General features: G+C 44.0%; 13 protein-coding genes. 8 read left to right on the top strand and 5 right to left on the bottom strand.

Annotated features, from left to right (window positions below; all coding sequences use genetic code 11):
• Positions 1-38 precede the first annotated feature (38 nt).
• From KUV50_RS06935 to KUV50_RS06915, 5 genes are all read left to right on the top strand, one after another.
• Positions 39-2,681 carry a TonB-dependent receptor gene (locus tag KUV50_RS06935; protein ID WP_222579377.1) on the top strand — a complete coding sequence of 881 codons (2,643 nt, stop codon included), beginning with the start codon at positions 39-41 and terminating at the stop codon, positions 2,679-2,681.
• A 162-nt stretch (positions 2,682-2,843) separates the two neighbouring features.
• Complete coding sequence (locus tag KUV50_RS06930; RefSeq protein ID WP_222579376.1) at positions 2,844-3,824, top strand: NAD(P)H-quinone oxidoreductase; 981 nt, start codon at positions 2,844-2,846, stop codon at positions 3,822-3,824.
• A gap of 457 nt (positions 3,825-4,281) precedes the next feature.
• Positions 4,282-5,745: a copper-containing nitrite reductase gene (gene nirK / locus KUV50_RS06925; protein ID WP_222579375.1), complete on the top strand. Its 1,464-nt coding sequence runs from the start codon at positions 4,282-4,284 to the stop codon at positions 5,743-5,745.
• A 377-nt stretch (positions 5,746-6,122) separates the two neighbouring features.
• On the top strand, positions 6,123-6,896 hold the full coding sequence (locus KUV50_RS06920; RefSeq protein ID WP_222579374.1) for a formylglycine-generating enzyme family protein: 774 nt from the start codon (positions 6,123-6,125) through the stop codon (positions 6,894-6,896).
• Complete coding sequence (locus KUV50_RS06915; protein WP_222579373.1) at positions 6,893-7,510, top strand: SCO family protein; 618 nt, start codon at positions 6,893-6,895, stop codon at positions 7,508-7,510. Before KUV50_RS06920 ends, KUV50_RS06915 begins: the two co-directional genes overlap by 4 nt.
• Positions 7,511-8,062: 552 nt before the next feature.
• Here KUV50_RS06915 and KUV50_RS06910 read toward each other — a convergent pair.
• Positions 8,063-8,950: a phytanoyl-CoA dioxygenase family protein gene (locus KUV50_RS06910; RefSeq protein ID WP_222579372.1), complete on the bottom strand. Its 888-nt coding sequence runs from the start codon at positions 8,948-8,950 to the stop codon at positions 8,063-8,065.
• A gap of 131 nt (positions 8,951-9,081) precedes the next feature.
• Between KUV50_RS06910 and KUV50_RS06905 the strand changes: the two genes are divergently transcribed.
• The gene (locus tag KUV50_RS06905; RefSeq protein WP_222579371.1) at positions 9,082-10,527 is read left to right on the top strand and encodes a tagaturonate reductase; all 1,446 of its coding nucleotides are present in this window, start codon (positions 9,082-9,084) and stop codon (positions 10,525-10,527) included.
• Positions 10,528-10,616: 89 nt separating this feature from the next.
• On the opposite strand, the gene KUV50_RS06900 is transcribed toward KUV50_RS06905, so the two are convergent.
• Together KUV50_RS06900 and KUV50_RS06895 are read right to left on the bottom strand one after the other, a co-directional pair.
• Positions 10,617-11,027, bottom strand: a complete 411-nt coding sequence (locus tag KUV50_RS06900; protein WP_222579370.1) for a hypothetical protein — start codon at positions 11,025-11,027, stop codon at positions 10,617-10,619.
• A 96-nt stretch (positions 11,028-11,123) separates the two neighbouring features.
• Positions 11,124-12,221, bottom strand: a complete 1,098-nt coding sequence (locus tag KUV50_RS06895) for a patatin-like phospholipase family protein (RefSeq protein ID WP_222579369.1) — start codon at positions 12,219-12,221, stop codon at positions 11,124-11,126.
• 95 nt (positions 12,222-12,316) lie between these two features.
• Between KUV50_RS06895 and KUV50_RS06890 the strand changes: the two genes are divergently transcribed.
• Positions 12,317-12,532, top strand: coding sequence for a hypothetical protein (locus KUV50_RS06890; protein WP_222579368.1), 216 nt, complete (start codon positions 12,317-12,319; stop codon positions 12,530-12,532).
• A 110-nt stretch (positions 12,533-12,642) separates the two neighbouring features.
• Positions 12,643-15,627 carry a hypothetical protein gene (locus KUV50_RS06885; RefSeq protein WP_222579367.1) on the top strand — a complete coding sequence of 995 codons (2,985 nt, stop codon included), beginning with the start codon at positions 12,643-12,645 and terminating at the stop codon, positions 15,625-15,627.
• A 168-nt stretch (positions 15,628-15,795) separates the two neighbouring features.
• Here KUV50_RS06885 and KUV50_RS06880 read toward each other — a convergent pair whose 3' ends face one another.
• Entirely contained in the window at positions 15,796-16,110 is a 315-nt protein-coding gene (locus KUV50_RS06880) for a hypothetical protein (RefSeq protein ID WP_222579366.1), read from the bottom strand.
• Entirely contained in the window at positions 16,107-16,406 is a 300-nt protein-coding gene (locus KUV50_RS06875) for a hypothetical protein (protein WP_222579365.1), read from the bottom strand. The genes KUV50_RS06880 and KUV50_RS06875 overlap by 4 nt, the downstream gene beginning before the upstream one ends.
• Positions 16,407-16,425 lie beyond the last annotated feature (19 nt).

Genomic DNA, 16,425 nt, shown 5'->3' with positions numbered 1-16,425 from the left:
CCATTGTCAAACTATAATTATAATCTCAAAAAGTTATTATGAATTTGAAACAGTACGGAATATCACTCGCATTCCTATGCATGACTTTCTCTGGTTTTTCTCAAAATATTATTCAGGGAGAAGTTTTAGATACTTTGGATCATCAACCATTGGTCGGGGCATTGATTTTAGTGGAGCCTGGCGGAACCGGAACAGTGACGGATGATAATGGACATTTTGAAATCAAAACAGCATCGACGGATAAGTATATCGTCGTCAGGTATCTGGGGTATGAGGAAGTTCGTATCGGGATTGGTGAAGACAGATCTGGTATAAATCAGGTGTGGATGAATCGGTCCAGTACGGCACTTGATGAAGTGATCGTGAGTGCTTCTCCGAACAGCTATAAAGGGAATTTTAAAGGAAGCAATTTTCGGATATCCCCCATCGCCTTAAAAAATATTAATCCGCTGAGTACCGAAGAAGTCCTGAAAACCGTACCGGGAGTGAATATAGTGGGTGATATGGGGTTGTCCAATCGTCCCAATATCAGTATCAGGGGGTCCTGGGGACGCCGATCGAAGAAAGTGCTGTTGATGGAAGATGGTACCCCCCTGGCACCGGCTCCGTATATCGCGCCAGGTGCTTATTACAATCCGGTCAGTGACCGAATAACGGCAATGGAAGTATACAAGGGTGCTGACATGCTCCGATATGGCCCCAATAATATGTATGGTGCGATCAATTATATTACAGCTTTACCGCCTCAAAAACCAGAACTTCGGGTTAAACTAGTGGGGGGTGAGCGGAATTATCAGACCGGTTTGATATCCTACGGCGGAACTTGGAACAATCTGGGTGCACTAGTAGAGGGGGTATACAAGTCGTTTGATGGTTTTACAGACAACTCTTCGGTGGAAGTCCTTAACCTGAACGCTAAAGTGTTTGCGAAACTTTCTGAGAATCAATCACTTTACTTTAAGGTAAGCAGTCAGCATGAAGATAATCAGGCTTCACTAAGCTCTCAGACCCCTTTTACTTTTGATTCCAGTCCGATCCAGAATCCTTTGGACGCGGACCAGTTTACCATGAGAAGATACGGGGTTGATATCATTCATAAATGGTTGCCCACAGACCAGCTCAGCTTTACATCCAAGGTGTATGCTTCCGATTTTGAACGCGACTGGTGGCGTCAGGTTACTGCAAAGGTGAAAGCTTCAGAGGCGCGCAATTATTTGGGAGAGGATATCTTCAATGATCGTTATCAATATCTATCTGGGAAAACCCCCGGGGAAGAGGACTATGTGATCGTTGGTCGGGTGACGAATGGGTTAGAATCGACTACAGATAGTCGGTGGACTTATACGGTGGCTGGAATTAAGGAAACCATGAGTTTGAATTGGGATGGATTTGGAAGTCCGCAAGAACTAGAGGTGAGTATGAATCTTCACCGCGAAATTTTTAAGGACCGGTTTTTGGTCGCCAATGGTAGTCGTTGGGCACGTCATGGAGCGACGACAAAGGATTTGTGGTACCGACTTTGGTCTTTCAATGGATTTATCAGAAATCAATTTAATATCGGTTCCTGGGGGGTGACACCGATTCTTCGGTTTGAACACGTAGACATGTACCGCCAGGATCTTATGGCTCTGGCTCAAAATCCAGACATCACAGGCACAGACAGTGGAAAAGAGCCCAATATTTATAACCAATTGTTGCCCGGGCTGACATTGGATTATCAGATCGGAGACGGGGAGTTGTACGGAAGCATTTATCAGGGTATGATTGCGCCGTCAAAGGTTTTTGGTTTTTTGGTGGAACAGGATGGTATCGTGACCAATCCTTTGGCTGGCCAAGACATTAATATCGCTCCGGAGTTGAGTTGGAACAAAGAGCTTGGTTGGCGGGGAAGTTTTTTGAAGGACCGTGTTGACGGCCAAGTGACCTGGTTCGATATTACAACTCGTAACTTTTACGCGGGAGGTAGAAATGAAATTTTTGAAGAACTTGGTAAGATTAATGTCCGGGGGGTGGAACTAGCTTTTGGGGCTGACCTGCTTCGGGTCAACCAACATGAATTCCGCTTGTCAGGAAATGTTAACTTTATGAAATCATCGGTTCTGGAAGGGCGGTTGATGGACAAAGATCTTTTCGCTCAGGTCATTCACAGCAGCGCTACGCGTCAAGAATATTTGGATAAAGTCAATGCAAACAGATCTGCGTTTGATATATATGCTTCTGATGGGAGCAATGGAGAGGTATTATTAACTCAGAATGTGATCGAACTTTCGGACTTCGATCAAATATCTAAAAGTGTTATTCATTTTGGAGAAGATGCTGGTGAGCAGGGGGAAGCCCCTTACACGCCCCGGTGGAATGCAAATATGGGGTTGAATTATTATTGGAACGATTTATCGGCTGGAATTAGCGGGAACTATGTGAGTGAGCAATATACCGAATTCCATAATTTCACGCACGAATCTGCAGACGGAGCTATTGGCCAGTTGCCTGCTTTCTTGACGTTTGATTTCTTTTTAAATTATCATTTTAAAGTCAGGAACATAGAACGTCTCACGGTGTTTGTTAATGGTAAAAATATGACCAATTCGATCTATCGGGCATCCCGCTTAAACAGAGCGACGTCCGGGGTGTTTGGTGGTGGGTTTCGGCAAATTATTTTTGGTGTAGACGTGAAAATATAATAAACTCGTGCTACGCACTAAAATGGAGTCTCATCCTTGTTTTGTATTCGGGAATCATCATTTATGGATAGTATGGAATGGGTTATATTCACGGAAGATGTTCCCCTGAGGAATATAATCAGGATGGAAATCGTTCAATCACCAAGTCGAATATAAAACCTTATGCGCGCCATTAATTACGACAAAGATCAAAAAACATCGACGCTTTATTTTGATGAAGTCCCCATACCGGATCCTGATTCCGATGAAGTGCTGATTCGTGTTCATGCGTTTGGGCTCAATAGAGCAGATTTGCTGCAGGTTCGGGGGCAGTATCCGCCTCCTGCAGGTGCATCGGAAATTCCGGGACTCGAATGCAGTGGCATCATAGAGGAAGTCGGCGAAAATGTAACTAAATGGAAGGCCGGGGATCACGTTTGTGGTTTGGTGGATGGTGGGGCTTATGCGGAGTATTGTCTTCTGGATTCAGGGATGATCTGGCGTAAACCGGAGGGAGCTAGCTGGGTGGAGGCAGCAGCTATGCCTGAAACCTATCTGACAGCCTATCAGGCTTTGTATCAATTGATGGATGTGACAACGATGGAACGGGTGCTGATCCATGCAGCAGCTTCTGGGGTCGGATCGGCTGCGGTTCAACTTTTGTCCGATCTTGATATTAAAAAATGGGGGACTGCGTCGGGTCCCAAAATTGACTTTTGCTTGGACCGTGGGTATGACGCGGTGATCGATTATCAAAAATATTCCTTTTTAGAAAAAGTAATGGGTTGGACCGGAGGGTCCGGCGTAGACGGGATCGTTGATGTGGTCGGTGGCGATTATTTTCAAGATAATATAAAGGCACTGGCCCTGGACGGGACCCTGGTCATGCTTGGACTGCTCAGTGGCGTGCAAGCAGGACAAGTCAATATTCTCCCTTTGATCAGTCGCCGCTTAACCATACAAGGCAGTACGCTTCGGTCCCGGTCGGTCTCTTATAAAAGAGAGTTGGTGCGAGGATTCTTGGATCGATTCCATTCAAAAATTCAGCGTGGTGAATTGAAACCTGAAATTTACAAGAATCTTTCCTGGGCGGATAGCGCCCAAGCCCATGATCTCATGCGACAAAATAAAAATAGTGGAAAAATAGTTTTGTCAATTCAATAATTTTTTTATTATAAAATTAAGAGTTGGTTTTATAACCGTTTGATGGAATAGCTCAAGCAAATCCGCCGATATATCTCTCTGCCCTGCAGTTCGGACCATATATATTAGCGTATGAGATCTTCGTAAAAATCACGAAGAGGAATCTTTTGTGTTGATAGCATAGGAAGCGTTGTGTGGATGATAGTTTGTGAATCAATCCCTTGTGTTATACGTGGTGGGAGTGACAGTGGTGTGATTGAATCGGATTTTATACTATACCACTGACCAGTAATAAGAGGCTTGAGGCGGGAATTTTCCGGCTGGAAAAATAATAATAAAAATAGAGGATAAAAATGTCCTTTATAAAATCTTGTTTTGTATCTTTGACATGTATTCAGAAGTCACTTAAAACAGATTGAGGTTGAGGACTGGAGCAGTTCATTTAAATTAAACTTACTTATTACTAAAAACAGATATTATGAAAATGCTACAAATGAAAAAAGCAATGAGTAACTGGCTTAAAGCCGGAATGCTTGTGATGGTCACCTTTTTCTTTGTTTCCTGCGGCTCACAGGATAAGAAGGTCGATACCTCTCAGATTAAGGTGACCGGATCGATTCAAGCCGAATTAACTTCTCCGCCACACGTCCCGGCGCCTGTCGGTAATCGGGAGGCCAAACGCGTCAAAGTAGAACTTGAGATCATAGAGGAAGAAGGAACTATGGTGGACGGATCCAAGTATCTGTACTGGACTTTTGGCGGTACTGTGCCGGGCAGCTTTATCCGTACGCGAGTAGGGGATAAGGTAGAATTTCATCTTCAAAACCACCCAGATAATAAACTTCCTCACAATATCGATTTGCATGCGGTGACAGGTCCAGGTGGCGGAGCCGAGTCTTCTTTTGTGGCACCCGGAAAGGAAATTGTTTTTTCTTTTAAGACCCTGAATCCCGGGCTTTATGTCTATCATTGTGCCACAGCGCCGGTGGGGATGCACATTGCCAATGGGATGTACGGTCTGATTCTGGTAGAGCCCGAAGGCGGACTGGAGCCGGTGGATAGAGAATACTATGTGATGCAGGGTGACTTTTATACGGAAGGCAGCTACGGTGAACGTGGTTTGCAGGCCTTTGATATGGGAAAAGCAATTGCGGAAGATCCAGACTATGTCGTTTTCAACGGAAGTGTTGGGGCCCTCAACAATGAAAATGCCCTTCAAGCCAAAGTGGGAGAGACGGTGCGACTATATATGGGAAATGGAGGGCCGAACCTGGTATCTTCTTTCCACGTCATCGGTGAGATCTTTGATAAAGTCTACGTAGAAGGAGGAACTTTGGTGAATGAAAATATCCAAACGACCATGATCCCGGCAGGTGGAGCAGCAATTGTTGAGTTTATGGTAGATGTCCCTGGCACGCTTATATTGGTTGATCACTCGATATTCCGGGCGTTTAATAAAGGCGCATTGGGCATGCTTACAGTAACCGGTGATGAAAATGAGAAAATTTATACGGGTACCCAGCAGGAAGGAATTTACTTGCCGGAGGGTGGTGCAATTCAAAGAATGCCTGGAAGTAAGGAACCTGCGCAAGAAGAACTGGCTCAAAATCTGGATGAACGACTCGAGTTTGGGAAGGATATATATACCCGAACCTGTGCCGCTTGTCACCAGCAAAATGGGGAAGGATTGCCGAATGCATTTCCTCCTGTGGCCAATTCTGATTATCTGAATGAGGATATTGATCGGGCGATTGATGTGGTGCTCAATGGATTGCAGGGTGAAGTCACGGTTAATGGAGAGGTTTACAACAGTGTAATGCCTGGACAAAACCTGACAGATGAAGAAGTAGCAAACGTATTGACTTACATCACCCACCAATGGGATAATACACCCGTGGAAGTGACGCCAGAAATGGTCAAGGCCCAAAAAGAGAAGAGCTAATCCGCGCGATATTCTGGCCGTCATATTTTAGTGACGCTTTAGAGTATTGGAAGTAAATTATTTAGGATCCAAAATCAGGGGTGTTTTACACCCCAATTTTGGGTGATGCGTGAATTTGTCGGATGAATTCTCTGTTGAACGATTCTTGATTCAGAGACGTTTGCACTTGTAACTTATGTTTGTGTCCATGCCATATAGGATACCTGAAAATATTCAAAAGGTGTCGAGGTAGAAAACGGAGGTTTCGCCGGAGCAACACCGGCATTTTCGACGATAAAAACCGATAAATGTTTGAATTATATGAGGCAGGTATGAACTTAAAAGGTAATCGACCACAAAATGCTTTAATTTTAATCTTAAATTCCAAAGTGCGATCAATGAGAAATTTATTTCTGATAGTATTTATAAGTCTCTTGGTTAATGCAACCTACGGACAAGGTGGTGATATGATTGTGATCGAAGGCGGCAGTTATATGCCGCTGTACGGAGACTCAGAAAATGAAGTTCAAGTGACTGCATTCCGACTGGATCAATATCCGGTCACCAATGCAGATTATCTTGATTTTGTCCGGGACCAAAAAGAATGGCAGAAGGACAATCCCATTAAGTTGTATGTGGATGAAGCCTATCTTAATCACTGGGCCTCACCACTGGATTTGGGTGACGCCTTACCAGAGGCTGCGGTGACCAATGTGTCCTGGTTTGCCGCCAAGGCTTACTGTGCATGGAAAGGAAAACGTCTGCCTACACTCGATGAATGGGAATACGCTGCCATGGCGGGCGAGAATGCTACAGATGCCCGAACGCTCGAAGAATACAACCAATACATTCTTTCCTGGTATGAAACTGCCCATACTCATCTTAATCCGGTAGGAACCGGAATGAAGAATGTGTATGGTATTTATGATTTACATGGCTTGGTGTGGGAGTGGACATATGATTTTAGCTCCGTCCTCTTGTCCAGTGAGTCTCGTCAGGGCGGCAATTCGGACAATAACTTATTTTGCGGTGCAAGCGCTATCGGAGCGACGGATCTCATGGATTATGCTGCTTTTATGCGGTATGCATTTCGATCAAGCATGAAGGCGAGATATACCTCCAGAAATTTGGGATTCCGATGTGCTGAAGACGTAAAAGATAATCAACAATGAAACAATTACTATTTTTAACAGCGATATATGTTTTCCTCGCCACAGCATGCCAAAATGAGCAAAGTGTTCACTCGGATGATCCAGCGACAGCGGAGGAAACGTCCCTTCCGGAAATGTCTGTCTATCACTTACCTGGTACATGGACAAACCAGGATGGGCAAGAGTTTGAATTGAAAGAACTCAAAGGAAAGGTACTGGTGATGGTGATGATCTATACCACGTGCAAGGCGGCGTGTCCGCGATTGATCGCCGATATGCGCCGAATTGAAGAACTGGTGCCTGAAAAATATGGCGATGATGTGCAATATATAATGGTGAGTATTGATCCGGAAACAGATACTCCGGAACGATTAAAAAGCTTTGCAGCCGAAAACGATATGACAGATAAACGTTGGATGTTCATCCGATCTACGCCGGAGTATACCCGCGAATTTGCTACAGTACTAGCGGTTAATTATAAACGAATCTCCCCGATGGACTTTTCGCATTCCAATATTATCAGTGTTTTTGATCCACAGGGTGAAATGGTCTATCAACAAGAAGGACTCGATGCCAAACATGAAAAAACAATCAAGAATATTGTGGAGCAGGCAAAGAAGATCGGTAATCGGTAAGTTTTAGTGTATAGTATGTAGTTCTTAGTGCATAGTTATTAGTCCTAGTGGCCTGTTCCATAAATCATTATAAATTATAACACTTCATATATCTCAAAATGTCTCAGCGTTCAATCTAATCCGACCCTGACTGGGTCAGAATCCTTGCAGGTTAACGACCTCAGAGCGGTCGGATTAGATTCTGAATCGCATAATTCAGATAGTCATAACTTACTAATGGTTTATTTGAGCGTTCTCGGATCGCTACAATTTGTTTGGCGCTCTTAATATATGTGATAAGCTGACCTGCAGCATAGGTCGAAGTACGTTAGCAACGGTTATTGTCAAAATATAGACCTCTCCGAGGTCTATTGAATCAAGCTCAAACAGAGCTTTTATTTGCGCTAAACAGGCATAAGCTGGGGATGGAAACGTGAGATAAAACCGATTCAATTATTTATGAATTAGTGCACTAAGTTAACAGCCTTCAAACGTATTTGTGCGCCAAAAGTTGGTGATGATCAGTAGTCGGTATGTTCTTCAAACCACAAACCACAAACCACAAACTACAAACTAACTTGGCGGTGTATACAGAAGTGGGAAAAACTTGCCGTTCATAGGATTCCCTTTCGGAATCGGTGGGACGCCATCCAGCATCGACTCATCGGAGTCTGATCGCGTTCCATCCGCAAAAACATTGAGAACAAATGCACGGCGGGATCGATTCGAATGGTTCTCATAGGATCCATGCATCATTAGCGGATGATGAAACGACCCATACCCTGCCGGCATTTCCACGGGAACTTTTTGATCATATTGCTGCTTTTGTTCGGGGGTCAAATGTTCCTGAATCCGGTCCATCTCACCGGCGAGTTCTATTTTATCCAATAGCGGCCAGCGATGACTGCCTGGTATATAATACAGACAACCATTGTCTGTGGTTGCATCATCGAGTCCGGTCCAACATGTCAGATGCTGCATCGGAATGGTTCGAGTCCAATAGCTGTAATCCTGGTGCCATGCTACAACACCGCCATGGTGAGCTGGTTTTGAAAACAACTGATCGTGCCAAAACCGGACGGCTTTATTACCCAGCAACTGGGAAGCCGCCACCACAAATCTGGGATTCCAGAGCACATCATGGAACGCTCGGGTGATGCGCCAGTGTCCCAATGAATGAAACAATACTGCATCAGGATCACCGGATTCGTTGGAATGGTATTCGTAAAATAAAGCGTGCTTGGGATGATGACCGGAAGAAATGGATTCCAGATCTTTTTTAAGTTGTGAGATTTGATCTTCATCCAGCATTTTTATTGGTGCTAGATAGCCATTCTCATTGAAAAATTCAATTTGGTCGGCCGATAACCGGTATCTATCCCAGGCCTCTTTCGGCGTAAGATCGGGAAATAATTCACCAAGCAATCTGTGGTATTCGGCCAGATCATCAATGTTATCCATGAAATTTATTTTATTTGTGAGAAAGATAAAGATATTAAGTTAACCTCATTAGGTTTGCAGACGACTATTTTAGGGGATATGCGATTATTATCCCAGTTCTTTGTATTTTTCCGCATAATGACAGATCGAAAATGAAAAAGCTTACTCGAAAAAAAACTCGATTGACGAAAATCCCACCAGAACGTATTTTGCAGTTTGGCGGCGGGAACTTCCTCCGTGGATTTGTGGACTGGATGGTGGATGTACTGAATAAAGAAAACATATTTAACGGATCAGTGGTTATTGTAAAGCCCACACCATCCGGTGACTACGATGAATTGAAAGCACAGGATGGATTGTTCCATGTCGTTCTGGATGGTGTAAAGGATGGGAAGCAGATTCATCAGATAGACCTGGTTCAGTCAGTCAGTCGTACAATCCAACCCTACACCCACTGGAAAGATTTTCTTCAAACAGCCCGGGATCCCGGGTTTCGCTTCATCGTCTCCAACACCACCGAAGCAGGTATCGCCTTTTCCAAAGACGATCAGTTTAATGATAAAGCTCCCAGTGAGTTTCCAGCAAAATTAACACGATGGCTTTATGAACGGTTTACCTTCTTCGGAGGTAGCCCTCGCCGTGGTTGTCTTATCCTGCCCTGTGAGTTGATCGAGCAGAATGGTTCCACACTGCAGGAGGTTGTGCTCCGGTATGCGGACCACTGGCAGCTGGGCCGTAAATTTATAGAATGGATTCAGGACCATAACTATTTTTACAATACCCTCGTGGACCGGATTGTTTCTGGTTTTCCTACAGATCGAGCTGAAGAGATTAAAAAATCCATTGGATACGACGATAAATTGATTGTGGCCGGCGAATATTACCACAGTTGGATTATTTCCGGAAATCCGGTGTTGCAAAAGGAGTGGAAATTGGGTAATGCGGGGTTAAATGTACAGTTCGTCTCCAATATTACTGATTATAGAAATCTCAAAGTACGGGTACTCAATGGCGCACACACCGCTCTCGTTCCGGTTGGATTTCTGGCGGGACACAAAACAGTGGATGAAGCCGTGGGAGATGAGAAAATCGAAGACTATTTGATGGAACTATTGACCCGGGAGGTCAAACCTACCTTGGACTTTCTTTCGACCACTGAAGTTGACACTTTCATCAATGCAGTTCTTGATCGATTTCGGAATCCGGTCTTGGCACACCAATTACTTGATATTTCCTTGAATAGCATTTCCAAATTTCAAGCTCGATTACTGCCAACCATCGAGGACTACATCGACCACACGGATGATTTGCCCAGACGAATTATTTTTGCATTGGCTGCATGGATTCTGTTTTACAGAGGCCGGTTTCATGGCATGGATATCCCGTTAAAAGATGATGAAAAACACGTTCAGTTTGCATCTGCGATCTGGATGGCCTACGATGAGGATAAAATCGGATTGATCACACTCGTCGATCAATTTTTGGCTAAATTTGGCGTGAATCGGAAGCTCGGTCCGTACGAAGACATCCGAAGTCTGTTGGCGGACGATATTAAATCTATACACAAATCGGGGGTTTTGGAAAGTTTGCCGGAATAACCGTTATGGGGTGTTTAAAAATCTGTCATAACCGCTGTTATATCGACAATCACAGACGACCAGACACCATGATGCCTTGCGTGGTTACTTCATTTTTCCTCGATCAAATTTTCAAAGTCATCCGGAAAGATCAGGACCCGAATAGCTTTTTCCAGATTGCTGAATTGAAGGGTGGAATTGAGCATTTGGAAGTAGCGGTATTCCTTTGGATCCACTCTGATTAAAATAATTCCTGGTTTTAACCCCGTTTGAAGGGCATACCAAAGGGACTGACCAATCGCTTCTTTCCAGTTTTTAGCCCATTCTATTTCATAAGCGTATTCTTCAGTGACCAAATCTACGCGGCCGTTGGTTACGGAAAATTCCCGTTGGCCACCTAAAAGTTCTTGAATATAGTCTGCATAATGCCGCTCGTGAAGGGCTTTGTTTTGTGCTAATAGTAAAAAAGGTGCTGCTACAAGCAGGCTTATTAGTATACATTTTACAGATTGGGTCGACATCTAATTGTAGTGATTTTATGAAAAATTAATCGTGATGGTCGGGGGCTAAAACTTACAGGTCCTACAAATAAAAATTAGGGTTCACCTCATTCAAAATCAGGCGTTCCAGTCTAGGGTTGAGGTTTCCTTTTTAGCTGTATCGTACCCCAATTGCCGCCATGCTTTGATGATTTCAGGCCGGGCATCGAGGGTACCTCCCAGTGACCGGGGCGGTTGGATGATTTTTATCTTGTATCGACGATAAATTTTGGAATCGATTTTCAGTTTATCCAGATTCTGTGCGCGAAGCATGTCGTTAATCCATATAAATTGTTCCAGGTCGTTTTTAAAAATCTCAGCCATGGTAATATCGAGCATGGAGCGAACCGCGATATCTACGATGGACGGGTCGGGGTCAATAGGGGGCAGGCTGCTGGTGCTGCAGTTGATGACGATAATGTAATACTCTTCGTCGTCCTTTGCTCTGGAATTGATTTCATCGATCACATCTTTCAAGGGAGTGACATTGCGAATACCTCCATCGACATTGTCAAAAAATTTTTCACCGGCGATGGTATGAATGTAAGGAATTGGAGGCCATATTACCGGCATCGTGGAAGATGCCATGATGGCTTTTTGCAGTTCTTTATTGTTGGGCAGTTGATGGTGACTCACCGATTTGTATCGGCCGTCCCGCAAAGATACAAAGCCCATTTTATAATCGACATCTTTGAATTTGTCCAGATGCACATGCTTTTTCAGTAACTCCAACAGTGGGGTATTATCGGCCAGACCTTCCAGATCAAGAAAATTTTTCAACACCTGGCGTGCAAATTTCTCTTGCCTGCTTCTGGAAAAAATCAGCAGCAATCGCTGCCAGATCGAAAGATCCGGAACCAATTCGGTTAGTATTTTTTTGATGTCCGGTTTCCCGTGTTCCAAGTATTTGGAAGTGTATACTATGTCAGGACCTTCATGGATAATCTTGTCAAACCAGATTTCTTTCAATGTTTCCAATTGACGTGTTGCCACGAAAGCCCCATTAAGCGATCCGACCGATACCCCGGAAATAATATCAAAATGATTGATATCCAAAACTTCATTTTCAATCATCACGGGGTTGTACAGCAGGTATTCAAGTGCGCCAATCTGAAAAGCGCCTTTGAAGCCACCTCCGCTAAGGACCAGTGCCAGCTTTTTTTTCTTTTTCTTCATTTATTAATGGTTTTACGCGTTGGAACACATTTCTTTTGGATGGTTAAAATTGGGCTTGATTGGTGTCAACAAGAATATTAATTTACTGAAAAGATATGAAAATATTTGAGATTGATCAAACTGCAGAATCGTTCGGACCGGTCGATCGTGCCGGGTACTCGATTTATAAATTTAATACGGTATTAGTCTATTGGGACAATATAAGTGATCGGGTATTCCTGGGATGTGTCGTGATCATTCCTATAGGGTTTGAATCCAGCAGAAACAGGACAGGTACGCGGTTTTCAATCGATCAGATCGAAGGTTTTTAAAACCTGTTTTTTAATTTTCTGCTGAAAGATCCGAAACGAACTAAAAATGGAACGGTTATTGATGCATTATAAATGCTTATAATGTCTAAATCGCTTTAAAATAACTAGATATGAGGTGTGTTCACTGGGTTTTTACCCTGTTCTTTTTTTTGTTATTAGGAAAGGTCTGTGCGCAGGATTGTCGGCCTCAAAACGATTCAATGGTCCTCGTTGATTTTTTTGGTGCTACAAATGGGGGGAGCTGGAAAGTCAGGTGGAACCTGAATAGACCCTTTAAGGATTGGCACGGAATTAGTGTAAATCAGGCAGGATGTGTGACGGCGATTCTGTTGTCTGACAATAATTTACAAGGAAATATTCCGGACCTGAATCTGCCGTTTTTGGTTAAACTTGATGTGTCCGATAATAATATGCTCAGTACACTGCCCGCATTTTCAAAGGTTCAAAAACTACAACATTTAAATATCTCTAAAAATCGCTTCCACGGAAGTTTACCAGCACTGAAGAACAGTGCTGGAATGGAAGTGTTGATCGCTAACCACAACAGGTTGGATGGTTCCTTGCCTGACTATTCGCATATGACTGAGATTCAAATCCTTAATCTGGCCAACAATGCACTATCCGGAACGGTCTCCTTCCTATCCATGATGGATCAACTAAGTTACCTCAATCTTCGAAATAATAACTTTCATGGGAATCTGCCAATTCTACACAATAAAAGTAATTTAACCGAGATCGATGTGTCTCAAAATCAATTCAGTGGTCCATTGCCTGTGATTGACCGACTTGGACAGATGACTAAGGCTAATTTTTCCGAAAATAAGCTGACCGGTTCATTCACATGGCCCAAGGAAGTATCTGTACTTCAGGAGTTGAATATTTCTCATAATAGGTTATCTGATACGCTTCCTGCCACGGGTCCGATCGGAAAGCTGGAGAAATTTTATGCGTCCGGAAATCGCTTTTCAGGTCCTATCCCTCATTTGGATTTGCCCCATTTGCGGGAGCTCCTCTTGGATGGTAACCAACTAACTGGATCGATTCCTGTCTTTGATGATCTACCCGTTTTGGAGCAATTTTCCTTACGGAAAAACGAATTGGAAGACGTGGATTTTACGCATGAATATTTGAATCAGATTATTTTTTCTGATATCAGCGAGAACCGACTCACATTTCAAGATGTAGTCCCATTCAGAAATTTTCGAGGAGGAACGATTGTTTTGTTTCCACAAAAGAATTTTAACTTTTTGTTTGATTCATTTACGGTTACAAAAGGAAATAATTATACGATTAAGTTAGATACCGATGAAGATCATTTTAATACAGAATACCGGTGGTTTCAAAATGGGGAACGAATCAATCAACACCTGAACAAGGAATATTTTATATCGAATACCATACCTCAAGACGCTGGTACATACACCGTAACGATGACAAATTCCACCTTCCCCGGTGTGTCTATTATGAGTGATACTTTTACGCTGGTAGTCAATTGTCCACAGGTCATTGAAGAACGTCAGATTAAATTGTGTCCGGGTGAAATATTCACCTACAAGGGACGGACTTATGATGCTGATACAACCTTCGCCGACAGTGTCTTTAGTCAGAATGAATTTGTATGTGACAGCTTATATTTATTTACTGTGGAGACTTTTCAGCCAGATACGGTTCATGCCATGAGTGAATTGTGTGAAGGGGAGGTTTATTATTTTGGTCCCGACTCATTGGAGCTGACCCAATCCGGATCCTACCTGGATACCTTCACGAATCTGGGAGGGTGTGACAGTATTGTCCGACTGGATTTGCGCTTTCGACCGGTATATCACGAGACACGGGATGTCGGATTGTGTCCGGGTGAGGAGTTTCACTATGAAGATTCTGTATATCATACAGATGTGGATTTGGTGGATTCATTTTCTTCCATTTACGGATGCGATTCGATCGTGACGCTGCAGGTGCGGTTTTCTGACCCTGTCCGTACGACAACGCGCTACGACCTTTGTTCGGGCGACAGTATTCTGCTGAACGGACAATATTTTTCGACTTCGACTTCCTGGACCGATACATTGTCAGCCAGGGGAGGGTGTGATTCGATAGCCACCGTACAGGTTGTGGTTCATGACCAATATGAGAAAACCATCAACGTCGAATTATGTAGTCCGGATACCTACGAATGGCAAGACCGAAAATTATCTTCTTCCGGGAGGTATTCTGATACGCTTCAAACGATATTTGGTTGTGATTCGATCGTGCATCTCAATTTGACCATTGCACCGAGCTACTTTTCCCGGGATACGATCTATATGTGTCCGGGAGATTCCGTGTTTTTTAATACCGGCTGGCTCACCGGACCAGGTATATATTTTTCTGAACGAACCTCCGTATCCGGTTGTGACTCTGTGAATGTTCTCGAAATTATGCTGCAGGAATATGCTGAAAAAGAGCTGGTGCTGGATCGATGCATGGGAGATACGGTGCGGATCAATGAAAAATCATATACCCGATCTGGGATGTATACGGATACCCTATTTTCTGAGACAAGTTGTGATACGTTGATCACAATCGACCTTTCTTTTACAGAGTTGGTTCTGATGGATAGTACGATAGTAGGGACGGGGACGACAGACTCTACGGGGTCGATCACCGTAGAAGCAGGTGGAGGGCAGGCTCCTTATCGCTATGCGTGGAATACCGGGGATACGACGGCATTATTGGATTCGGTGGCTGCAGGAGATTATACTTTGACCATCACGGACTCACTCGGATGTTCTGCCATTTTTGAGCTGACGGTCCCTGTGATGACTTTTGTGTGGCAATCGGTGGAAAAGAAAAGCTGGATTAAAGTGCGTCCTAATTTTGTGGATCGAAGCAGCCGAACCTCTGTCTATCTCGATGTGCAGAAAGGGATGCGTGGAAGTACCATCTCCCTGTACAATGAAATGGGACAGGAGGTCAGCAAAAAATCATTTGATGTCCTGGAATCGGGTCATTCGATGATCTGGGAACTGGGATCTTACCCGGCGGGCGTGTATTATTTTCACATCCGGGAAGAAGGCACATCTGCCTTTCAGGTGGAGCGATTGGTGGTGTTGTAGAGTAGTCGGAGCTTTCAGCTCCGGAGAGAGCGTCCCACACCTTGGTATGGCAGTAAGGCGCAGGACGGCCGTTGCCGCTCATCCTTTGCTGGATGCATTACACGCATACTAAGGTGGGGGACGACTGTTGTCGCGCTTCCTCTGCTGCATGCATCACACACCATATTCCTACTCCAAAAACGGCTTATTATCCACCGTATCTTTGGGGGTGGGTTTGATGTTTTTTTCAGGTTTTACGGGTAAGGGAGGGCGCTGGAGACTGTCCTCCACATACTTTACCGCATTGATCTTAAGCAGACTATCAGCCATGGAAATAGCGCTTTCCATCGTGTTTTGGTAGCACTCTTCCTGTCTGTTTTCGATAAATTGATTCACGCGTTTGGTGATTTCCTGTTCCCGCAGCTCTTCGAGCGTCAGTTTCTTCTCTTTGGAGCATGCCAAAGACCCGAAAATCAGCGCAATAAAAAGAATCCAGTGCTTCATCGTCCGATCAATTTATCGATTTCTTCTTGCCGTTCCATCATGATGGAATCAACCCAGCGTTGCATGACGCTGTCCTTGAACTGGATACATGCGCTGTCCATGACCGGAATCAGGGAGTCTTTTTGTTTGGTGTACAGCGAGTCGATAAGTTTGTAATCATCTCCGCTGAGCGATATCTCGGTTTCCAGGCAGCCGGTCAGTGAAAAACAAAGTACGCATAGTAATAACCACTTGGAACCTGCCTGCCATTTGTATTGGTGTTTACCTTGAAGGCATCCGGCAAGAGGTCTGAACATATTTCTGAAAAGAGATCCA

Source organism: Membranihabitans marinus (assembly GCF_019802045.1).
Classification (GTDB): Bacteria; Bacteroidota; Bacteroidia; order Chitinophagales; family Saprospiraceae; genus Membranihabitans; species Membranihabitans marinus_A.
This window is presented reverse-complemented; position numbering and strand designations above follow the sequence as displayed.

What these genes read in the sequence shown, in the direction of transcription:
- KUV50_RS06905 (WP_222579371.1), top strand. Translation starts at nt 9,082, where the DNA reads ATGAAAAAGCTTACTCGAAAAAAAACTCGATTGACGAAAATCCCACCA.
- KUV50_RS06880 (WP_222579366.1), bottom strand. Translation starts at nt 16,110, where the DNA reads ATGAAGCACTGGATTCTTTTTATTGCGCTGATTTTCGGGTCTTTGGCA.
- nirK (WP_222579375.1), top strand. Translation starts at nt 4,282, where the DNA reads ATGAAAATGCTACAAATGAAAAAAGCAATGAGTAACTGGCTTAAAGCC.
- KUV50_RS06910 (WP_222579372.1), bottom strand. Translation starts at nt 8,950, where the DNA reads ATGGATAACATTGATGATCTGGCCGAATACCACAGATTGCTTGGTGAA.
- KUV50_RS06915 (WP_222579373.1), top strand. Translation starts at nt 6,893, where the DNA reads ATGAAACAATTACTATTTTTAACAGCGATATATGTTTTCCTCGCCACA.
- KUV50_RS06895 (WP_222579369.1), bottom strand. Translation starts at nt 12,221, where the DNA reads ATGAAGAAAAAGAAAAAAAAGCTGGCACTGGTCCTTAGCGGAGGTGGC.
- KUV50_RS06935 (WP_222579377.1), top strand. Translation starts at nt 39, where the DNA reads ATGAATTTGAAACAGTACGGAATATCACTCGCATTCCTATGCATGACT.
- KUV50_RS06900 (WP_222579370.1), bottom strand. Translation starts at nt 11,027, where the DNA reads ATGTCGACCCAATCTGTAAAATGTATACTAATAAGCCTGCTTGTAGCA.
- KUV50_RS06930 (WP_222579376.1), top strand. Translation starts at nt 2,844, where the DNA reads ATGCGCGCCATTAATTACGACAAAGATCAAAAAACATCGACGCTTTAT.
- KUV50_RS06875 (WP_222579365.1), bottom strand. Translation starts at nt 16,406, where the DNA reads ATGTTCAGACCTCTTGCCGGATGCCTTCAAGGTAAACACCAATACAAA.
- KUV50_RS06890 (WP_222579368.1), top strand. Translation starts at nt 12,317, where the DNA reads ATGAAAATATTTGAGATTGATCAAACTGCAGAATCGTTCGGACCGGTC.
- KUV50_RS06920 (WP_222579374.1), top strand. Translation starts at nt 6,123, where the DNA reads ATGAGAAATTTATTTCTGATAGTATTTATAAGTCTCTTGGTTAATGCA.
- KUV50_RS06885 (WP_222579367.1), top strand. Translation starts at nt 12,643, where the DNA reads ATGAGGTGTGTTCACTGGGTTTTTACCCTGTTCTTTTTTTTGTTATTA.